Below are 19,781 nucleotides of genomic sequence, written 5' to 3' on the forward strand. Positions count from 1 at the left end.
AATCAGAGCATTTTCATTTCAGAAATTGCCCTGTTTAGTCAAGGATTTACACTGGCCAAGCTTGAACAGACCCTATGTGCCCCGTGGCTTGGCAAGATTGGTCGCCGCCGCATTGGCCGGATCTTCGGGCCAGGGGTGACGCGGATATCGCCCGCGCATTTCCGCCCGCACCGCCGCCCACGATCCGGCCCAGAACCCCGGCAAATCCTTGGTCACCTGCACCGGGCGACGCGCGGGTGAAAGCAACGAAAGGGTCAGTGGTACACGCCCACCGCCCACAGTCGGGTGGGTGTTCACGCCAAAAAGCTCCTGCACCCTGATCTCGACACGCGGCCCACCTTCGGCTGCATAGTCGATCGCCGCCGAACCCAGCGGTGTCGTCAGGCGCGAGGGTGCCAGTTCATCGAGTTTGCGCGTCAGGTCCCAAGGCACCAGATTGCGCAGACCCTCGCTCAAAGCCCCGTCGGACAGGTTTTCGAGCGACTGGGCCCCGTCCAGAACGGGCCACAGCCATTCTTCACGTCGCTGCAGCAGGGCCGCATCCGAAACATCCGGCCATGTCTCGTCCAGCGCATGAAGAAAGGCCAGACGCGCACGCAAGGCGCTGGCCGCCTCGCCCCATTTCAACGCACCAAGGCCATTTCGCTCGACCTCGGATTTCAGGGCCGCCGCAATCATCTTGCGGTCCGGGGTGCCCATTATCTTTTCATCGATAACGATGGCCCCGATCCGGCGCTGGCGCTTCAGTACCATCTTTCCGGACGGCTCCTTGGATAGGACATCGTTGATCTCGATCCGGTGGGCCAGATCGGTTTCGATGGTGCGCGCATCCAGCACGGCAGCCAGACGCACCTTGTCGCGCACATCGCCGCCACCCAACTCGGCGACCGCCAGCCATTTCTCCTGGGACAGACGCTCGCTGGCATCCACCATGACGCCGCGACCCGACGACAACAGGAAATCGCCCTGCTTGCCCTTGGCCCTTGCAATACGGTCGGGAAAGGCCTCGCAGATCAGCAGGCCCGCATCCACCTGTTCCCCGGTGCCGCTTCCGGCGGCCTTGGCCCAGCGCTCGGCCAGCTTCATGGCATCGCGCGCGCGCGAAGAGCGATCTCGGCCAAGCCCTTTGAGGCGCTCTTCGATATCGACAGCCGTACCGTCCAATCCCGGTTCGGTCAGCAAGGCCGCAAGCGTGGCTCCGCCCATCGCATCGCCCAGATCGGACGCGACCGTCACCATATGGGCCAGTCGCGGAGACAGCGGCATCTTCACCAACCGCTGACCGTGCGCCGTCAGTTCACCCTTGGCGTCCAGCGCCCCCAAGCGCGTCAGCAGATTGCGCGCCTCGGCAAAGGCCCCCGCAGGTGGCATATCCAACAGCGCCAGTCCTTCGGGTGACTTTCGTCCCCAACGCGCGAGATCGAGCGCGAATGCCGAGAGGTCCGCCTCCTGGATTTCAGGCCGTTGATGGGCCACGAGGCCCCGTGTCTGTTCTTCGTCCCAAAGACGATAGCAGACGCCCGGCTCCACACGGCCAGCACGGCCGCGCCGCTGCTCCGCCGAAGATTTGCTGACCTTCACCGTCACAAGGCGGGCCAGCCCGCTGGACGGCTCAAATCGCGGTACGCGCGACAGACCACTGTCTATAACGACCCGTACGCCCTGAATGGTCAGGCTGGTTTCCGCCACAGAGGTCGCCAGCACCACCTTGCGGCGTCCTTCGGGGGCGGGTTCGAGGGCCCGGTCCTGATCTGACTTGTCCATCGCCCCGAACAGCCCCACCACATCGACCGTCGGATCACGCAATCGCTCGTTGATGCGCTGGATCGAGCGGTGGATTTCCCCCTGCCCCGGCAAGAAACACAGGATCGATCCCGTCTCGTCCTGCAAAGCCTGAAGCACAGCGCGAGAAACGGCATCTTCCAACCGCTCCGTCGGGTTGCGGCCCAGATATCGTGTTTCGACCGGAAACATCCGGCCTTCGGTCTCAATCACCGGCGGATTGTCGAGCAGACGCGCCACGCCCTGAACATCCAGCGTAGCGGACATGACGACGATCCGCAGGTCGTCGCGTATCAGTTGTTGGCACTCGCGCGCCAGGGCCAGCCCGAGGTCGGCATCCAGACTGCGCTCGTGGAATTCGTCGAACAGAACGGCGGCCACGCCATCCAGCGTCGGGTCATCCAGAATCATGCGGGTGAACACGCCCTCGGTCACCACCTCGATTCGTGTCGAAGCCCCGATCCGGCTTTGCAGTCGCGTACGATAGCCGACCGTTTCGCCTGCCTTCTGGCCGAGTGTGGATGCCATACGTTCTGCGGCAGCCCGCGCAGCAAGGCGGCGCGGCTCCAGCAGCAATATTTTTCCACCCTTCAACCAAGGCCTGTCCAGCAGCCTCAGCGGCACAACTGTGGTTTTGCCTGCGCCCGGCGGTGCAGCAAGAACAAGGGTCGAATGCTGATCCAAAGATTGGACAATCGATTCGAGAACGGCATGGATCGGTAACATCTGATCCTAGTACCGCGACGCAAACTTTGGACAAAATCGTCGCAAATTGGTCCAGATTTCGTCAATCGCGTTGCGTGAACAAAAAACCCTGTCTAGCGTCCACTCCGAGGGCCGACACGCGTCGGCACACAAAATGTGAGGGGACATTCCATGTCTTGGCGGATCAAACCGCTGGACGCAATTATCGCGTCCGCTGAAAAGAAAGCGCTTACGCGCTCGCTGGGTGCCGTCCAGCTGACCCTGCTTGGTGTCGGCGCGATTATCGGTACCGGCATCTTCGTGCTGACTTCCGAGGCTGCCCAGAAGGCCGGCCCCGGCATGATGTGGAGCTTCGTTATCGCCGCTGCGGTCTGTGCCGTGGCGGCGCTTTGCTATTCGGAGCTGGCATCGATGGTGCCGGTTTCGGGTTCGGCATACACCTACACCTATGCCGTGATGGGCGAACTTCTGGCGTGGACCGTCGGCTGGGCGCTTATTCTGGAATACACCGTGGCCGCATCCGCGGTGTCCGTAGGCTGGTCCGGATATTTCACGGGGCTTTTGAATAGCTGGGGGATAAGCCTACCGCTTGCCTTAACAGCCGGACCTTATGCTGGCGGTATCGTGAACCTTCCCGCCGCCCTGATCGCTCTGCTGATCACCGGCCTGCTGATGATCGGCACGACCGAAAGCGCACGCGTGAACGCCATTCTGGTGGCGATCAAGGTAACGGCCCTGACCGTCTTCATCATCCTGACCGTTCCGGTGATCAAGGGTGCCAACTTCACCCCGTTCACGCCTAACGGCTGGATCGGCATGGGCGATCACGCCGGTCTGGGCGTCGTGGGTGCTGCGGCCTCGATCTTCTTTGCCTATGTCGGCTTCGACGCGGTTTCGACCGCTGCCGAGGAAACCAAGGACCCGCAGAAGAACGTTCCGATCGGTCTGATCGGCTCGCTGGTCATCTGCACCATCTTCTACCTGCTGGTGGCCGCCGGTGCGATCGGTGCGCTCGATCCGCAAAGCGCCCAACCGGTTACCGGCCCGAACGGTGAGATCCTGCACGCAGGTTCGGCCGCACTGGCCCAACAGTGCTTGACGCTGGCCCAAGCCGGTCAAGAACCGCTGGTTTGCTCGAAGGAAGCTCTCGCTCACGTCCTGCGCCAACTGGGTCACCAGCGCGTCGGCGACCTGATCGGCGTCGCCGCCTTCCTGGCCCTGCCGTCGGTTATCCTGATCATGCTGTTCGGCCAGACCCGTATCTTCTTCGTGATGGCACGTGACGGCCTGCTGCCGGACTTCCTGGCCAAGATCCACCCCAAGTGGAAGACGCCGCACATCGTAACCATGATCACCGGTGTTGCCGTGGCCTTCTTCGCGGCCTTCCTGCCGGTCGGCAAGCTGGCTGACATCTCGAACTCGGGCACGCTGTTCGCCTTCTTCATGGTGGCGATCTCCGTGATGATCCTGCGCGTCAAACAGCCGGATCGCCATCGTCCGTTCAAAACGCCTCTGGTGTGGATCATCGCGCCGCTGGCCGTTGTGGGCACGCTGGGCCTGTTCCTGAACCTGCCGACGGAGTCCAAGCTGGTGCTGCCGATCTGGGCCGCCATCGGTCTGGCCGTGTACTTCCTGTACGGCTACCGCAAGAGCCACGTTGGCCGCGGTATCATCGATACCGACCAGCACTGATCTGAGGATTAGATGCCTTGAAAGCCCCGGAGCAATCCGGGGCTTTTTTGTTGTCTTTAAAGGCAAATATCCAGCTTGCACCGCGCCGCTTCAGCCTATAAAGCCCTTTCGAAGACCTAATGCGGATGTGGCGGAACTGGTAGACGCACTGGATTTAGGTTCCAGCGCCGAGAGGCGTGGAGGTTCGATTCCTCTCATCCGCACCACTCCCCCTTCCTCAACATTGCAACGCACAATCACATGGGCAATTCCATGCCCGTCACTTCACGTGATGCGCGAATGGCGAGGTCATAGCGTTGCAAATCTATCCGTTTGATGGGGATTTCCGATCACGGATCATGTCCGAAGACTTAAAAATGCTTGCGTTATGACGCAATGCAATGTGTCTTGGACGTCGAGCGTCGGGCCATCAGGGGACCCGGCTCGGAAGTGCTATGAAAAAGATCGAAGCCATCATCAAGCCGTTCAAGCTCGATGAAGTCAAAGATGCCCTGCAAGACATTGGGGTGCAGGGAATGACGGTTCTCGAGGCCAAGGGATATGGCCGACAGAAGGGTCATTCCGAGCTCTACCGCGGTGCCGAGTACGTCATCGACTTCCTGCCGAAAATCAAAATCGAGATCGTCGTCGCCGACGACCTCGTGCCAGCAGTCGTCGATGCCATCCAGAACGCCGCGCGTACGGGCAAAATCGGGGACGGCAAAATCTTTGTCAGCTCGATCGAAGACGTCATTCGCATCCGGACCGGAGAAACTGGCTCGCAAGCTATCTGACCGCACACGGCCGTCCCATCGGGGCGGCCGCTTTTGTTTCCTCCCATTTCCATTCAGGACCTCGAGAAATGAGCGCCGCACAAAAGATCCTGCAAGAGATCAAAGACAAGGGCATTGAGTACGTCGACCTGCGCTTCACCGACACCAAGGGCAGGCTGCAGCACGTAACCTTCGACATCAGCCAGATCGACGAGGACTTCCTGACGGAAGGCACCATGTTCGACGGCTCGTCGATCGCCGGCTGGAAGGCCATCAACGAGTCCGACATGCTGCTGATGCCGGACCTGTCGACCGCCTACGTCGATCCGTTCTACCAACAGCCGACCCTGTTCCTGTTCTGCGACGTTCTGAACCCGGACACCGCCGAGCCCTACAACCGCGACAGCCGTTCGATGGCCAAGAAGGCCCTCGCCTACGTCCAGTCGGCTGGCGTGGGCGATACCGTCTACTTCGGTCCGGAAGCCGAGTTCTTCGTGTTTGACGACGTGCGTTGGAACACCGCCCCGCACGACACCCGCTACAGCTTCGACTCGTCGGAACTGCCGGCCAACACCGGTGCCGAATACGCCGAAGGCAACATGGGTCACCGTCCGGCGACCAAGGGCGGCTACTTCCCTGTGAACCCGGTCGATTCCGGCCAGGACCTGCGCGGCGAAATGCTGGCCGTGATGCGCGACATGGGCCTCGACCCCGAGAAGCACCACCACGAAGTGGCTCCGGCACAGCACGAACTGGGTCTGAAGTTCTCGGACCTGCTGACGATGGCCGACCGCCTGCAGCTGTACAAGTACGTGATCCACAACGTGGCCCACGCCTATGGCAAGTCGGCGACCTTCATGGCCAAGCCGATGTTCGGCGACAACGGCTCGGGCATGCACGTCCACATGTCGATCTGGAAAGACGGCAAGCCGCAGTTCGCCGGTGACAAGTACGCCGGCCTGTCGCAGGAATGCCTGTGGTACATCGGCGGTATCATCAAGCACGCCAAGGCCATCAACGCCTTCGCCAACTCGACCACCAACTCGTACAAGCGTCTGGTCCCGGGTTACGAAGCCCCGGTCAAGCTGGCCTACTCGGCCCGCAACCGCTCGGCCTCGATCCGTATCCCGCACGTCTCGTCGCCGAAGGCCAAGCGCATCGAAGCCCGCTTCCCGGACCCGATGGGCAACCCGTACCTGACCTTCGTGGCCCTGCTGATGGCTGGCCTCGACGGCATCGAGAACCGTATCGATCCGGGCGCAGCCGCCGACAAGAACCTGTACGACCTGCCGCCGGAAGAGCGTGGCTCGATCCCGGAAGTCGCCGGTTCGCTGCGTGAAGCCCTGGACGCCCTGAACGCCGACCGCGCCTTCCTCAAGAAGGGCGGCGTGATGGACGACGACTTCATCGACGCCTACATCGCGCTGAAGGAAGAAGAAGTCGCCCGTCTGCAACTGCACCCGCACCCGGTCGAGTTCGACATGTACTACAGCTGCTGATCGCAGCCGTAGCTACGGACATGAAGCCCCGGCCAGCATCGCTGGTCGGGGTTTTTGTTGCCCTGAGGAATGGCTTGAGACGAACTGACAAACAACAAGGCGCAGGGTGCCCCCTCGCCTTTCAGCCCGTCGTGCCAAAGAAAAAGGCCGACCCCGTCAGGGACCGGCCTTTGTTTATTGCTCTCCAGCGGCCTCGCGCTTGCGTCGGCGCATTTCGATGATGCGGACGCACCAGATGGAGACCTCGTACAGAAGCACCATCGGGACGGCCAGCATCAGCTGGCTGATGGGGTCAGGCGGCGTCACCACCGCAGCCACAACCACCACCGCAACGATGGCATAGCGACGGCCCTTCGCCATCAGCTCGCTGCTGATCAGGCCCGCCATCCCCACCAAGGTCATCACAACCGGAAGCTGGAAGCAGAAGCCGAAGGCCAGAACCAGCGCCATCACGAGGCTGAGATAGTCCGACACCTTGGGCAGCAGCTCGGCCGTCACGCCCTCGCCGACGATGCCCTGACTCAGCGAGAACCACATCACGAAGGGCAGCATGACGAAATAGACCAGCGCCGCGCCGACAACGAACAGCACCGGTGCCGCGACAAGGAACGGCAGGAACGCGCCACGCTCGTTGCGGTACAGGCCCGGAGCCACGAAGCGGTAAAGCTGATAGGCGATCACGGGGAAGGCCAGAAACACCGCACCCAGCGCGGCCAGCTTCATCTTGGTGAAGAGGATTTCCAGCGGCGCCGTGTAGATCAGGCGCACGGACTCATCATCGACGTGCGGCAGCGGGATCGCACCCGCCGTACCCAGGATAAGATCGATCGGTGAGACACTGGGGTGGCCGCCGCCCGCCGACTGGAAGAAGGCATAGGCCGCCACATAGGGCTTCACCAGAAACAGATAGATCTGACCCGAGAAGTAGAAGCAGACGATAAAGGCCAGAGCGAAAGCAATCACGCATTTCAGCAGCCGCGAACGCAGCTCGATCAGGTGATCCATCAACGGCGCACGCGAGGCCTCGATCTCGGCCTCGTCGCGATCTGCATGCGTCATTGCACGTCCTTCTTGGCCTCGGCGGTTGCCTCGGCATTCGCTTGTTCGACCTGTGCAGCCTGCGCGTCCAGATCAGGCCACTCATCGACACCCGTAGGCACGATCACCGGCTCCGACACGGCCTGCGCCCCGGTGACTTCCGGAGATGCCTTTGCGTCTGCGCCGTCAACCGGTGCCTCAAGCTCCTTGCGGATGTCCTTGAAGGCATTGTCGGCCTCGGCCCCAAGGACATACATGCCAGAGCCCGTACGCAAGGCCTGAACCTCCTTGCGCAGCTCGTCGAGCTCGGACTGACGGGCCATTTCGTCAAAGCTGGAACGGAACTCGTTCGCCATCGCCCGGGCCTTGGCCACGAACTGGCCCACCCGCCGCATCAGCAGCGGCAGGTCCTTTGGCCCCACAACAAGCAGGGCCACGATTCCGATCACAAGGATTTCGAAACCGCCGATACCGGGGCCTAGACCACCCATAACTCAGCGTCTTTCAGCGGTGATCAGCGGGTTTCTTTGTCTTCGGTACGGGTAATGGTGCCGACCGGCTCGTTCTTGGCCTTGTCTTCGTCCTTTAGGCCGTCCTTGAAGGCACGGATGCCCTTGGCGGCATCGCCCATGATCGAAGACAGCTTGCCACGACCGCCAAACAGAACCGCCACAACAACAATGACGATGGCCCAGTGCCAGATGCTCATAGCGCCCATCGGAAATCCTCCTCGGTGGGCCGCGAGTACCGCGTGCCCGAACACAGATTGTTATCGCCCATATAGGCGTAGAGATGGCAGTGCGCCAAGTGACGCTGTAGGCAAGGTTAAATGAGTCTACCAGATCACGTCATCGTCCACACGGATGGAGCCTGCAAAGGCAACCCCGGCCCCGGAGGCTGGGGCGCCATTCTGCAATCACGCGGCCACGAGAAAGAACTGTGGGGTGGTGAGTTGAATACCACCAACAACCGTATGGAATTGATGGCGGCGATTCAGGCCCTTGAGGCGCTCAAACGCCCGTGCCGCGTGGATTTGCACACCGACAGCAAATACGTGATGCAGGGCGTTACCGAGTGGATCCGCGGCTGGAAAGCGCGTGGCTGGAAGACAGCCGACAAGAAGCCGGTAAAGAACGAGGACCTGTGGCGTCGGCTGGATGAGGCCCGTAACCGTCATGAGGTGAAGTGGCACTGGGTCAAGGGCCATGCGGGGCACGAACTGAACGAGCGTGCTGATTCGCTTGCCAATCGCGGGGTTGACGAGGCACGCGGACGCTAGGACCGCCTGCCCCGCCCTCTAACCTCAAGTGTGGCGAACGCGCAGGCGGCCACCCATGACCTGCTCCACCACGACATTTTCACCCACCAGCGGGCTGGCGCCATCAATCTCTGCCGCCCATTCCGAGCCGGAGATGAAAACGCGGCCTGCGCCATTGTGGAATGGCTCCACGACGCGGGCCATCTGGCCGATCAGCCGCAGGTTGATGTCATTGATATCGGGCGTGTCGTCCGGATTGACCTTCTTGACGAAACGCTTGGATATAAGGGTCAGGAACACGGTGAGCGCGGCAAACACCGCCAGTTCGACCCAGATGCCCAGCTCGGGCATCAGTGCCGATAGAAGAGCGGTAATGCCCGCAGCCACTGCCGGCCAAAGCAGCCACTCGGTCGAGAACATGGCCTCTACACCCAGAAGCGCGACACCGATCCCGAGCCAGAGCCAGAACGGTTGAGACGCATATAACTCTACGAGCCATTCCATGTTCATCACTCCGATGGCGGAACAATCGTGGTGCGTGCCGTCACCGGACGGGCAGACGATCTGGAAGAAGCCGGTGCGGACGCAGGTTCGGGGTTGCGCGTACGACGTGTCGGTTGCGCCTGCCCGCCGCCCTCACCACCGCGCGCAAGGTTCACCAGTTCGCCGACGCCAGCGATCGTGCCCACCAGAGCCGACATTTCTGACGGAACGATAACCGTCTTCTGCTGCGGGCTGCTGGCCAGTTGGGCAAAGGCTTCTACGTACTTCTGTGCGACGAAGTAGTTGATGGCGTTCACGTCCCCGGCGGCGATGGCGTTCGACACCATCTCCGTGGCGCGCGCTTCGGCCTCGGCCTCACGTTCGCGGGCCTCGGCATCGCGGAAGGCGGCTTCCTTGCGACCTTCGGATTCGAGGATGGCCGATTGTTTGGCCCCTTCGGCGCGGGCGATGGCGGCTTGCTTTTCGCCGTCAGCCTCGGTGATGACCGCACGGCGTTCGCGCTCGGCCTTCATCTGACGGGCCATCGCATTGGTGATATCGACCGGCGGGGTCAGGTCCTTGATCTCGATACGGTTGACCTTGATGCCCCACGGCTCGGTCGCCGCATCGATAACGTGCAGCAGACGCGTGTTGATGCTGTCGCGCTGGCTAAGCACTTCATCCAGCTCCATCGAGCCGACCACCGTACGCAGGTTCGTCATACAGAGCTGGGCGATGGCATAGCTGAGGTTATCTACGCGATAGGCGGCGGCAGAGGCGTTCGTCACCTGGATGAAGACGATACCGTCAACCTTCACCATAGCGTTGTCTTTGGTGATAACTTCCTGCGTCGGAACGTCCAGCACCTGCTCCATCATGTTCATGCGGCGCCCGACGCGTTCGATGAAAGGCGTGAGGAGATGGATGCCCGGTGTCAGGGTCTTCGTGTAACGGCCGAACCGCTCGACGGTGAACTCGCGCCCCTGAGGCACGATCTTCACGACGCTAAACAGCAGGATCAGCGCGAATACGACGAAGGGAATAACGAATAACAGACCCATTCAGTCCTCCTGGACGCGAGCGGCATCGTTAACCGGCCGTCGCTTGCGCCCCATTTCTGACATAAGTTCTGCGATTGTCACTCTACGTTTTTGTCAGACTTGGCAGAGTATGCAGCGCGGATAATCCGGCGCGTCTCGTCCCATTCGACCATGTCCAGAGCCTGATCGAGATCGAAAAACCGTGCATCTGCGGCGTCGTCACCGGCCACGACATCGCCTGACAGCCATTCGGCCCAATAGTCGATCAGGACATAATGGCGGGCGGCTTCAGAAAAAATGCCATCGACGACATCCAGCAGCCCCCCGATACGCGCCGTGACGCCGGTTTCCTCGGACAGTTCGCGCAGGGCGGCGTCGATAGTCCGCTCTCCGGGTTCGATTCGTCCGCCCGGCAGACTCCACTCCCCCACCCTTGGCGGCTGGCCACGCCGGATGAGCAGAACCTGATCGCCTTTCAGGCATACGACGCCGACCGCGGGTACCGGCGTCATGAATATTTCGCAGTTTGACAGTTCAACAGCATAGGTTTGCGCTTCCACCACCGCACAGCATTTGTCAAAAGGGCGATCATGACCCTCCCGACGCCTGAAGCAATCGCTGAACTGAAATCCGCCCTGCCGGACGCCTTCATTGATGACCCGGCCGAAATGGCCCCTTGGCTGACCGAATGGCGGGGGCGATGGACCGGGCACGCTCCCATCGTGCTGCAACCGCGCACGACCGAAGAGGTCCAGCGCGCCATCCGTATCTGCGCCCGTCATGGTGTGTCGGTGGTGACCCAGGGCGGCGGAACCGGACTGGTCGGTGGGCAGATCCCCTACGGCGAGGTGCTGCTCTCCACGCGCAAACTGCGTCAGGTCCGCGACGTGACGCCACTGGATGACGCCATGACCGTAGAGGCGGGCATCACCCTGCTGGAAGCACAGGAAATCGCAAGGGACAATGGTCGCTTCTTCCCGCTGTCGCTGGCGGCCGAGGGTTCTGCCACCATCGGCGGTGTCATCTCGACCAACGCCGGCGGCACCCAGGTCCTGCGCTATGGCATGATGCGCGATCTGGTTCTGGGCATCGAGGCGGTTCTGCCCGATGGCGAAATTTTCAATGGCCTGAAACGTCTTCGCAAGGACAATACCGGCTATGACCTGAAGCAGCTGATGATCGGTGGCGAAGGTACGCTGGGTGTCATCACGGCAGCGACCCTGAAGCTGTTTCCGATAATGCGTTCGCGCTGTGTGGCGATTGTCGGTCTGGAAAGTGCCGCCGCATCGATCGAGCTGCTGGCCCGCGCAAAGGACGAGACCGGCGGCGGTGTCGAAGCCTTCGAGATGATGAAGCGCCTCGGCATGGAACTGGTCCTCAAGAACATCCCCGACACGCGCGAACCGCTGGACAGCACGCCGGCCTGGTATGTGCTGATCGAGATCACCAACGGCACCCCCGGCGGTGCCGAGGCCCAGATGGAACGCCTGCTGGAGGTCGCCTTCGAGGAAGGCCTGATCACCGACGCCTCGATTGCCCAGAACGATGCACAACGCGCCCAGTTCTGGCGTCTGCGCGAAGAGCATTCTGCGGCCCTGAAACCGGAAGGCGGCGGTTGGAAGCACGACGTCTCGGTTCCTATCAGCCGCATCGCTGACTTTATCGACGAGGCGACTGCCGCGGTCGAGGCTTTCCACCCGGGCTGTCGCGTGTCCTGTTTCGGTCACATCGGTGATGGGAACCTGCACTACGACATCATTCCGGGTGTTGGCGAAGACATCCCGGCTTTCATCGCTCGTTGGAAAGAAGGCTCGACCGTCGTCCACGATATCGTCGCCCGCTATGACGGCTCGATCTCGGCGGAGCATGGTCTTGGGCGGCTGAAAACCGAAGAAGTGAAACGCTATAAGAGCGAAACCGAAATCGCTCTGATGGCGGCGATCCGCTCGGCGATCGATCCAAAGCGGATCATGAATCCCGAAGTTCTCTTCTAAGGACACGGCTTCGTTATAACGCCGGGCCTGTTTTCGTCCCTTCGCGATTTGAAATCCCGTCGCGAAGTCCTATGTGAGCGCCGACCAAGGAGCGCTAACTTTGCTAATCGTTGTTTCTCCAGCCAAAAAGCTGGACTTCACGCCGTCTGCCATTGACCTGCCCATGACCCCGCGTCGCTGCGCGAAGGAGACGGCAGAACTGGCAAAGGTTACCCGCGAGCTGACGCGGGCAGACCTGCGGCGTCTCATGTCGATTTCCGAAGCTCTGGCCGATCTCAACTGGAACCGCTTCCAAGCCTTCAACAACGACGTCACCGAAACCGATGTGCAGGCCGTGCTGGCGTTTGCCGGTGACGTGTACGAGGGCCTGAAGGCCCGCGAGATGTCTGCGGAAGACCTGAAGTGGGCACAGGACCATCTGCGCATCCTGTCAGGTTTCTATGGCCTGCTGCGCCCGCTGGACGGCATTCAGCCCTATCGACTGGAAATGGGAACGCGCCTGAAAACACCGCGCGGCAATACCCTGTATGATTTCTGGGGCGAGCGTATCTCCTTGCGCCTGAACGAGGATTCCCAGGGGCATCCCGACCAGACTCTCGTCAATCTGGCCAGCCAGGAATATTTCGGTGCCGTCGATGCCAAGGCGCTGAAACTTCAGGTCGTCACTCCGCATTTCAAAGAGCGTAAGGACGGCGAAGACCGGATCATCTCTTTCCATGCCAAAAAAGCCCGCGGCGCGATGGCCCGCTATGCGATCCTTAATCGCATTGAAAAGGCTGAGGATTTGAAAGCTTTTGATCAGGACGGATACCGTTTCATGCCTGATCTTTCGACGGATTTTGACTGGATATTCATCAGAGAAGGAAATTCCTGATGCGTTGATGGCGAGCCGGCGTTAGGTTGAACCCAAATCATAATTCCAGGGTGGATTCCTCGTATGCTCGCCATGAACGATCTCAAAGGCCAAGTCGCCATCATTACCGGCTCCACGTCCGGCATCGGCCTGGCGCTTGCTACCGCTGCGGCCGAATGCGGTGCCAGTGTTGTGCTGAACGGCCTGGGTGACTCCGAAGCGATCGAAAAGACGCGGGCCGGCCTGGCCGAAAAAACGGGCTCTACGGTCCTTTACCACCCGGCAGACATGACCAAGCCGGACGAAATCGCGGACATGGTCGCCCATGCCAAGCGTGAGTTGGGCCGCGTAGACATTCTGGTCAACAACGCAGGCATCCAGCACGTCGAGGCTGTCGAGAAATTCCCCAATGACGCCTGGGAACGCATTATCTCGATCAACCTGTCATCGGCCTTCTATGCCACCAAGGCCGCCGTGCCGATCATGCAGGAACAAGGGCGCGGCCGTATCATCAACGTCGCATCGGCCCACGGCCTTGTCGCAAGCCCGTTCAAATCGGCCTATGTCGCCGCCAAACATGGCGTTATCGGCTTCACCAAGACGGTCGCGCTGGAACTGGCCCAGCAAGGCATCACCTGCAACGCCATCTGTCCCGGCTTCGTAGAGACGCCTCTGGTGCAGGCCCAGATCAAGGAACAGGCCCGCACCCGAGGAATGTCCGAGGAAGACGTGATGAAGAATGTCATTCTCGGATCACAGCCGACCAAGAAGTTCGTGACCACGGAACAGTTGGCGGGCATCTTCCTTTATCTGGTCTCCGACCTCGGTGCCTCGGCAAACGGATCGTCCTACTCGGTCGATGGGGGTTGGACCGCCCAGTAAGCGCCCGTTACCACGATCCGAAGGCCCTCAGATGTCGAAACGCTTACCTATCTGCCTTGCACTTCAGGGCGGCGGTTCACACGGGGCCTTCCAGTGGGGTGTTCTGGATCGCCTGTTCGAACAGGATGTTCTGGACATTCGCGCCGTAACCGCCGCCTCGGCCGGTGCCATGAATGCCGCGGCACTGGTCAGCGGATGGGAAGCCGACGGGCCGCAGGGGGCACGCGACGCCCTCGACAGGCTATGGACGGAAGTCAACCGCTCCGGTGGCCGCAACGTCTTTGGCGAAAGCGGTGCCTGGCTGCGCAGTCTGACGCCGCAATGGATGACCAACAATCCGATGTGGCAGGCGGCGCAGACTCTGGCCCTCTCCAACAGCCCCTACACTTTCAATCCGTTCAACCTGAACCCTCTGAAACGGGTGTTGGACGCGACGATCGATTTCGACGCCCTGAAAGCTTCGGATGTACGGATCAATGTTTCCGCCACCTCGGTCCGTCAGGGGCAGTCACGCATCTTTACCAACCCCGAGATGTCCGCAGACGTGCTTTTGGCCACAGCCTGCCTGCCCCACATGTTTCAGGCGGTCGAGATTGACGGCGAGCCCTATTGGGACGGTGGCTATCTGGCCAATCCCGCTTTGTGGCCCCTGTTCGAGGCAGACGTGCCGCGCGACATCCTGATCCTGCCGCTCAACCCTTTGCGCCGCTCGGAAACACCACGCCAGTCCGCAGACATCATGGACCGTCTGAACGAGATTCTGTTCAACGCGCCCCTGATTGCCGAGGTGCGCGCCATCGCCTTTACCCAGTCCTTGATCACACAGGGCAAATTGGTGCGCGCCAAGGAATGGGAAGCTCCTCGTATCCACGCGGTTCTGGCCGATGACTGGCTGGGCGAACTGTCGCTCGCATCCAAATTCGATACGGAATGGAGCTTCCTGCAAACACTGAAAGAGCGCGGAAGGGAAGCCGCCGATCAATGGCTGGGAGAATGCAGCCAGGATGTGGGCAGCTGCACCAGCATCGATCTGCAGAAAGTTTTCTTCTAACCGACGAATCCGGCCGCGCGCTTCAGGCGATCGTTTATCGCCTCGCCCAGCCCTTCGACCGGTATGGGCGCGATGGCGATACCCGAGGGCTTGGTGCGGTCAGCCTCGCGCAATAGGCGGAACAGGTTTGCAGCGGCCTCGCGCAGATTGCCGACAGGGCTCAGGCTCCAGCGGGGATCGCCGACCCCCTCCCCGAATCCCAGCAGCAGTTCGCCCTCAACGGGCTCCGTCACATTGATGCGGACCGGCGCATCGGGCGCATAGTGCAGGGCCATGCGGCCCGGCGAGCGATGCCCTTCTTCCGGACGGTCGGCCAAAGGTCCGACGACCTCTTCCAGCTCTTTTCGGGTGACCGAGCCGGGGCGCAGCAGCGCAACCCGCCCGCCCAGCACGGACACGACCGTGCTTTCAACCCCTACGGCACAAGGCCCGCCATCCACCGCAACCGCCGCCGAAGCCCCGGTTTCCTCGACCGCATCGGCATAGGTCGTGGGGCTGGGACGGCCCGAACGGTTGGCCGACGGGGCGACCACCGCACCGCCGAATGCAGCGATGACCTGACGCGCCTTGGCGTGACCGGGGACGCGGATCGCCACACTGTCCAGACCCGCCCGCGCCAGATCGGAAACAGCCGAGCGATTCCTGACCGGCGCCACAATCGTCAGCGGACCTGGCCAAAAAGCCGCAGCCAGAGCGCGCGCGCGCTCATCAAACACAGCGACCTGTTCAGCGGCTACGGCATCGGCAACATGGGCGATCAGAGGATTGAATCGCGGGCGCCCCTTGGCCTCGAAAATCGCGGCCACGGCTTCTGGATTGGATGCGTCCGCACCCAGTCCATACACGGTTTCCGTGGGGAGAATGACCAGCTTGCCCGCACGCAAAGCCTCGGCGGCCTTATCGACAGTCCCCGCTTCATGGGTTGCGATCATAAACGGACTTTCCTTACGCGACGGCAGTGGTTCACTCTCTACACCTGACTGAGCGAAATCTCGACTAAAGTCCAAGCGGTCTTGCGCATTGGTCGAGGAAGTTCGACACACACCGGCATCAGATTAGAGGAATTACGATGACCTATCGCGCTCCGGTTCGAGACATTGCCTTCGCCCTGGATGCCGTCGCCGGTATCGGCGATGTGGCCGCAACGGGTGCATTCCCGGACTATGATGCGGACGTCTCTTCCGCCGTGCTGGAAGCCGCAGGCCAATTCTCCGAAGAGGTCCTGGCCCCGCTGAACCGTCCGGGTGACCTGAACGGTGCCAAATACGCCAACGGTGCCGTGACTGCGGCACCGGGTTTCGCCGACGCCTATCAACAGTTTGCAGCTGGCGGCTGGACCTCGCTGACGGCTTCGGTCGAAGCCGGTGGCCAGGCTCTGCCCAAGGCTCTTGAACTGGCCGCCTACGAGACGGTCCACTCGGCCAACATGGCATTCGGCCTGTGCCCGATGCTGTCCCTGGCCGCGATTGAAGCTCTGGAAGCTGTCGGTAACGACTATCAGAAAGAAACCTATCTGCCGAAACTGGTTTCGGGTGAATGGACCGGCGCAATGGTTCTGACCGAACCGGGCGCGGGTTCGGACCTCGGTGCGCTAACCGCCACGGCCACGCCGACTGAAGACGGCAAATACCTGCTGAACGGCCAGAAGATCTTCATCACCTGGGGCGACCACGACGCGACGGACAACATTGTCCACCTCGTTCTGGCCCGCCTTCCGGGCGCTCCGGCAGGTCCGAAGGGCATTTCGCTCTTCCTCGCCTCCAAGTTCCACGTGAAGGAAGACGGCTCGCTGGGCGACCGCAACAGCTTCCGTCCGGTCGGCATCGAGCACAAGCTGGGCATCCACGCCTCCCCGACCTGCGTCATGCAGTATGAGGATGCCGTGGCCGAACTGGTGGGCCGTCCGAACGAGGGTCTGGCCCATATGTTCGTGATGATGAACGCCGCCCGTCTGGCTGTCGGCGTCGAAGGCGTCGGCATTGCCGAGCGCGCCTATCAACACGCCCTCGCCTACGCTCTGGAACGCCGTCAGGGCACCAGCGTCTGGACCGGCGAGCGTGGCGCGCCGATCTTTGACCACCCCGATGTTCGCCGCACCCTCGGCATCATGAAGGCCAAGACCGCAGCGGCCCGCGCCATCTGCCTGTCTACCGGCGTTGCCGCAGACCTCGCCCGCCATGCTGCGAGCGAAGAAGAGCGCAAGATCTGGAAGGGCCGCGAAGACCTGTTCACCCCGATCGCCAAGGCGTGGTCCACCGACGTCGGCTGCGAAGTGGCTTCGCTGGGCGTTCAGATCCACGGCGGCATGGGCTTCATCGAGGAAACCGGCGCGGCACAATACTACCGCGACGCCCGCATCGCCCCGATCTACGAAGGCACCAACGGCATCCAGGCAATGGACCTGGTGGGCCGCAAGCTGTCGATGGACAACGGTGAATCGGCCAAGCGCCTGATCGAAGAGATGAAGACGACCCTGCATCAGCTGTCGTCGATCTATTCGGGCAAGCCGGTCGAGCGTTTCGCCACCGCCATTGAATCGGTCGAAGACGCCACCCTATGGCTGCTGGACGCCAAGCAGGACAAGACCCGCGCCGCCGATGTGCTGGCCGGTGCCGACGCCTATCTTAAGCTGATGGGCGATGTCGTCGGCGGCTGGATGCTGGCCAAGGGCGCTCTGGCCGCCAAGGCCAAGCTGGATGCCAACGATGGTGACGCAGCATGGCTGCAGGGCAAGCTGGACCTATACGAAGTCTATGCCTCCAACGTTCTGGGCCACGTGTCCAGCCGTCTGGCCGCTGTGGGCCAAGGCGGCGAGCTGCTGCAGAAGCTGACGGTTGAAGCCCTGGCTGGCTAAGCGTCCGCTACGCTTGCAATGAAGCGCGCCTCCTGCATCTTCGGTGCAGGAGGCGTTTTCATATGTTGATCCTGGTCATGACGGCCTTGCTGGCCGATGCCCGACAGTTCAATCCCGTAACTTCTCCCGAGATGATGCCCAGCATCCGCGGGAAATACTGCACCGCCTTCGACTGTATATCCGTAGACGGGGCACAACCTCTCCCAGCACCATCTGCGCCCTCGACGGATTAAACGCGACGTGTGAAAAGCGCGGCATTGGGGGAATATTGTATGCAGTTGATCGCTGGCTTGGTTTTGGCCGCCTTTGCGGGGCTTTCTGTCGATGCACGACAGGAGGACACGCCCCAACAGATCCAGGTCGCAGTCGAGCGAGTAACGCAGCCGATCACGCCGCCCTCATGGCAATCACCGCCGGTGGTGAATCCGAACGATTATCCGATATTCGCTGGGCATCTGGGCATTGGCGCACAGGTCTTGGTCGAGTGCGACGTCGATACAGAAGGCGCCCCCCGATGCCGTGCTGTCGATACCAGCGTCGAGGGACTGGGGTTCGAGAACGCAGCCGTTGCGGTCGCCGAGCGCGGTAAACTGAATCCACGTCGCGTCGGAGATGAGGCTGTCCCCTCGAGCATTCGTCTCAGAGTGCCCTTCACGCCGGACAACACGGCGCAGACGGCACCGGACTGGACGGGTCCGGAGCCGACAAACGCCAATCTTCTCGCCGGTCTGGTCGCCGCCCAGTCACTGGCCCGCAGTCCCGCGCTGGAAGGCCAGATCGACTGGGGCCTCCACCAGATCGAGCCCGAGCGGGCCCGCATGGTGCAGCAGTGGATTACAGAAATGTACATCGGGCGTACCAATGCCAAGCTGATGGGCCGTGGCATCGCTATGGTACTGGCCAAGCGCGGCGCACAGGTCATGCCTGCGGACAATCCGCCGGATTGGGCCGAATGGGTCCGCGAGATGGATACGGCCCTGGCCAGCATCTATACGCCAGAGCTGAATTTCGGCCCGTTACAGCAGCGGTACTGCGCCCGTTACGGCTGCGGCACGCCCTGAGCCGCACTGTCCAACAGCGCAATGGTTTCGTGAATATACTGGGCATGGGCGACCACGCCCAGTTCAATCCCCTCGCCTTCGCCCTGTACCTCCTTGATCAGCAAGCCGGCGATAAAGGGGTGATCCGGCACCGGTACACCCGGCCGACGGGTAGCAGCCGGAACCCAGAATACCGGACCGCCGGAGTTGCCCTGCGATACATTGAAGTCCAGCAGAAAGGTCGGAAAATGCTGGATCGGGGTCAGCGGCCACGAGCTGATGCGGCCCGAACGCAGGATCGGGAAACCTGCCCGATTGGCCGACAGCCCATGCGGATAGCCCAGAGCGAACAGCTCGTCCCCCGGCCCCATACGCCACTGGTCGAACGTATGACTATCGGCCAGCCAACCCACCGGAATAGCCGCACGCGCAAAGGCTTCGGGCGCGGTGATTTCCATTACCGCCACGTCCTGTTCGGGGTGTTTGGTCCATAGCGGATCGCCCGCTTCAGACCGGATATCGACCTCGGCAGGCGCATAGCGCCAGTTGCCGTCCGCCTCGGCATTACGCCATCCGAAACGCGCCTTCTGATGCGGCATGACCGCAAAGACGTGATCCGCCGTGACCAGCAGGATACGCGGCGTGCCATCGATGCGGGGCGCATTGATCAGCACACCCGTACCGACCTTGCGCCGACCGTTGCCCTGCGATTGGTCGATCTGGATCGTGGCGTTGATCAAGCCCAGGGTCATGTCCCACTCGACAGCGGCGGGGGACTGGGCGACGGGCGGTTCGGGAGGATATGCGTCGATGACCATGCCGAACATTTGACCTCTGGTCTGTGTCGGCACAAGGTCC

The 19,781-nt window shown here is 61.7% G+C and carries 18 protein-coding genes, 1 tRNA gene and 1 pseudogene; 11 read left to right on the forward strand and 9 right to left on the reverse strand.

The window, feature by feature from the left end:
* Positions 1-72: 72 nt before the first annotated feature.
* Positions 73-2,508: an ATP-dependent helicase HrpB gene (gene hrpB, locus B3H86_RS09025; protein WP_292053124.1), complete on the reverse strand. Its 2,436-nt coding sequence runs from the start codon at positions 2,506-2,508 to the stop codon at positions 73-75.
* Between the two features lie 150 nt (positions 2,509-2,658).
* Between hrpB and B3H86_RS09030 the strand changes: the two genes are divergently transcribed.
* The 4 genes from B3H86_RS09030 (at position 2,659) to glnA (ending at position 6,430) form a co-directional block, all read left to right on the forward strand.
* A complete protein-coding gene (locus B3H86_RS09030; RefSeq protein WP_292053126.1) occupies positions 2,659-4,179 on the forward strand; it encodes an amino acid permease in 1,521 nt (506 codons plus the stop codon).
* A 121-nt stretch (positions 4,180-4,300) separates the two neighbouring features.
* Positions 4,301-4,385, forward strand: a tRNA-Leu gene (locus B3H86_RS09035).
* A 228-nt stretch (positions 4,386-4,613) separates the two neighbouring features.
* The gene (locus B3H86_RS09040) at positions 4,614-4,952 is read left to right on the forward strand and encodes a P-II family nitrogen regulator (protein WP_292053128.1); all 339 of its coding nucleotides are present in this window, start codon (positions 4,614-4,616) and stop codon (positions 4,950-4,952) included.
* A 68-nt stretch (positions 4,953-5,020) separates the two neighbouring features.
* Positions 5,021-6,430 carry a type I glutamate--ammonia ligase gene (gene glnA / locus B3H86_RS09045; RefSeq protein WP_292053129.1) on the forward strand — a complete coding sequence of 470 codons (1,410 nt, stop codon included), beginning with the start codon at positions 5,021-5,023 and terminating at the stop codon, positions 6,428-6,430.
* Positions 6,431-6,604: 174 nt separating this feature from the next.
* On the opposite strand, the gene tatC is transcribed toward glnA, so the two are convergent.
* The 3 genes and pseudogenes from tatC to B3H86_RS09060 all read right to left on the reverse strand — a co-directional run bounded on the left by tatC (position 6,605) and on the right by B3H86_RS09060 (position 8,186).
* Positions 6,605-7,489, reverse strand: a complete 885-nt coding sequence (tatC, locus tag B3H86_RS09050) for a twin-arginine translocase subunit TatC (protein ID WP_292053131.1) — start codon at positions 7,487-7,489, stop codon at positions 6,605-6,607.
* A gap of 241 nt (positions 7,490-7,730) precedes the next feature.
* Positions 7,731-7,959: pseudogene (gene tatB, locus B3H86_RS09055) on the reverse strand (Sec-independent protein translocase protein TatB); the annotation flags it as partial.
* Positions 7,960-7,982: 23 nt separating this feature from the next.
* Positions 7,983-8,186 carry a twin-arginine translocase TatA/TatE family subunit gene (locus B3H86_RS09060; protein WP_292053133.1) on the reverse strand — a complete coding sequence of 68 codons (204 nt, stop codon included), beginning with the start codon at positions 8,184-8,186 and terminating at the stop codon, positions 7,983-7,985.
* A 111-nt stretch (positions 8,187-8,297) separates the two neighbouring features.
* Between B3H86_RS09060 and rnhA the strand changes: the two genes are divergently transcribed.
* Positions 8,298-8,747, forward strand: coding sequence for a ribonuclease HI (rnhA, locus tag B3H86_RS09065; protein WP_292053134.1), 450 nt, complete (start codon positions 8,298-8,300; stop codon positions 8,745-8,747).
* Positions 8,748-8,771: 24 nt separating this feature from the next.
* On the opposite strand, the gene B3H86_RS09070 is transcribed toward rnhA, so the two are convergent.
* From B3H86_RS09070 to B3H86_RS09080, 3 genes are all read right to left on the reverse strand, one after another.
* Positions 8,772-9,230 (reverse strand): NfeD family protein, encoded by a 459-nt coding sequence (locus B3H86_RS09070; RefSeq protein WP_292053136.1) that lies wholly within the window; start codon positions 9,228-9,230, stop codon positions 8,772-8,774.
* Positions 9,231-9,235: 5 nt separating this feature from the next.
* Positions 9,236-10,270, reverse strand: coding sequence for an SPFH domain-containing protein (locus B3H86_RS09075; RefSeq protein ID WP_292053138.1), 1,035 nt, complete (start codon positions 10,268-10,270; stop codon positions 9,236-9,238).
* Positions 10,271-10,347: 77 nt separating this feature from the next.
* Positions 10,348-10,761 (reverse strand): NUDIX hydrolase, encoded by a 414-nt coding sequence (locus tag B3H86_RS09080; RefSeq protein WP_292053141.1) that lies wholly within the window; start codon positions 10,759-10,761, stop codon positions 10,348-10,350.
* A gap of 78 nt (positions 10,762-10,839) precedes the next feature.
* Between B3H86_RS09080 and B3H86_RS09085 the strand changes: the two genes are divergently transcribed.
* The 4 genes from B3H86_RS09085 to B3H86_RS09100 all read left to right on the forward strand — a co-directional run bounded on the left by B3H86_RS09085 (position 10,840) and on the right by B3H86_RS09100 (position 15,029).
* Positions 10,840-12,243, forward strand: coding sequence for an FAD-binding oxidoreductase (locus tag B3H86_RS09085; RefSeq protein ID WP_292053142.1), 1,404 nt, complete (start codon positions 10,840-10,842; stop codon positions 12,241-12,243).
* A 100-nt stretch (positions 12,244-12,343) separates the two neighbouring features.
* Positions 12,344-13,117, forward strand: coding sequence for a peroxide stress protein YaaA (gene yaaA / locus B3H86_RS09090; protein ID WP_292053144.1), 774 nt, complete (start codon positions 12,344-12,346; stop codon positions 13,115-13,117).
* A gap of 63 nt (positions 13,118-13,180) precedes the next feature.
* Positions 13,181-13,978 (forward strand): 3-hydroxybutyrate dehydrogenase, encoded by a 798-nt coding sequence (locus B3H86_RS09095; RefSeq protein WP_292053146.1) that lies wholly within the window; start codon positions 13,181-13,183, stop codon positions 13,976-13,978.
* 31 nt (positions 13,979-14,009) lie between these two features.
* Positions 14,010-15,029 (forward strand): patatin-like phospholipase family protein, encoded by a 1,020-nt coding sequence (locus tag B3H86_RS09100; protein WP_292053148.1) that lies wholly within the window; start codon positions 14,010-14,012, stop codon positions 15,027-15,029.
* Here B3H86_RS09100 and B3H86_RS09105 read toward each other — a convergent pair.
* A complete protein-coding gene (locus tag B3H86_RS09105; protein ID WP_292053149.1) occupies positions 15,026-15,961 on the reverse strand; it encodes an L-threonylcarbamoyladenylate synthase in 936 nt (311 codons plus the stop codon). The two genes, B3H86_RS09100 and B3H86_RS09105, sit on opposite strands and share 4 nt — an antisense overlap.
* Before the next feature lie 137 nt (positions 15,962-16,098).
* Between B3H86_RS09105 and B3H86_RS09110 the strand changes: the two genes are divergently transcribed.
* Together B3H86_RS09110 and B3H86_RS09115 are read left to right on the forward strand one after the other, a co-directional pair.
* A complete protein-coding gene (locus B3H86_RS09110; RefSeq protein ID WP_292053151.1) occupies positions 16,099-17,883 on the forward strand; it encodes an acyl-CoA dehydrogenase in 1,785 nt (594 codons plus the stop codon).
* Positions 17,884-18,155: 272 nt separating this feature from the next.
* Entirely contained in the window at positions 18,156-18,944 is a 789-nt protein-coding gene (locus B3H86_RS09115; RefSeq protein ID WP_292053154.1) for an energy transducer TonB family protein, read from the forward strand.
* On the opposite strand, the gene B3H86_RS09120 is transcribed toward B3H86_RS09115, so the two are convergent.
* Positions 18,923-19,741 (reverse strand): trypsin-like serine peptidase, encoded by an 819-nt coding sequence (locus B3H86_RS09120; protein ID WP_292053156.1) that lies wholly within the window; start codon positions 19,739-19,741, stop codon positions 18,923-18,925. The two genes, B3H86_RS09115 and B3H86_RS09120, sit on opposite strands and share 22 nt — an antisense overlap.
* Positions 19,742-19,781: the final 40 nt, after the last annotated feature.

This window comes from Brevundimonas sp. UBA5866 (assembly GCF_002432125.1).
Lineage (GTDB): Bacteria > Pseudomonadota > Alphaproteobacteria > Caulobacterales > Caulobacteraceae > Brevundimonas.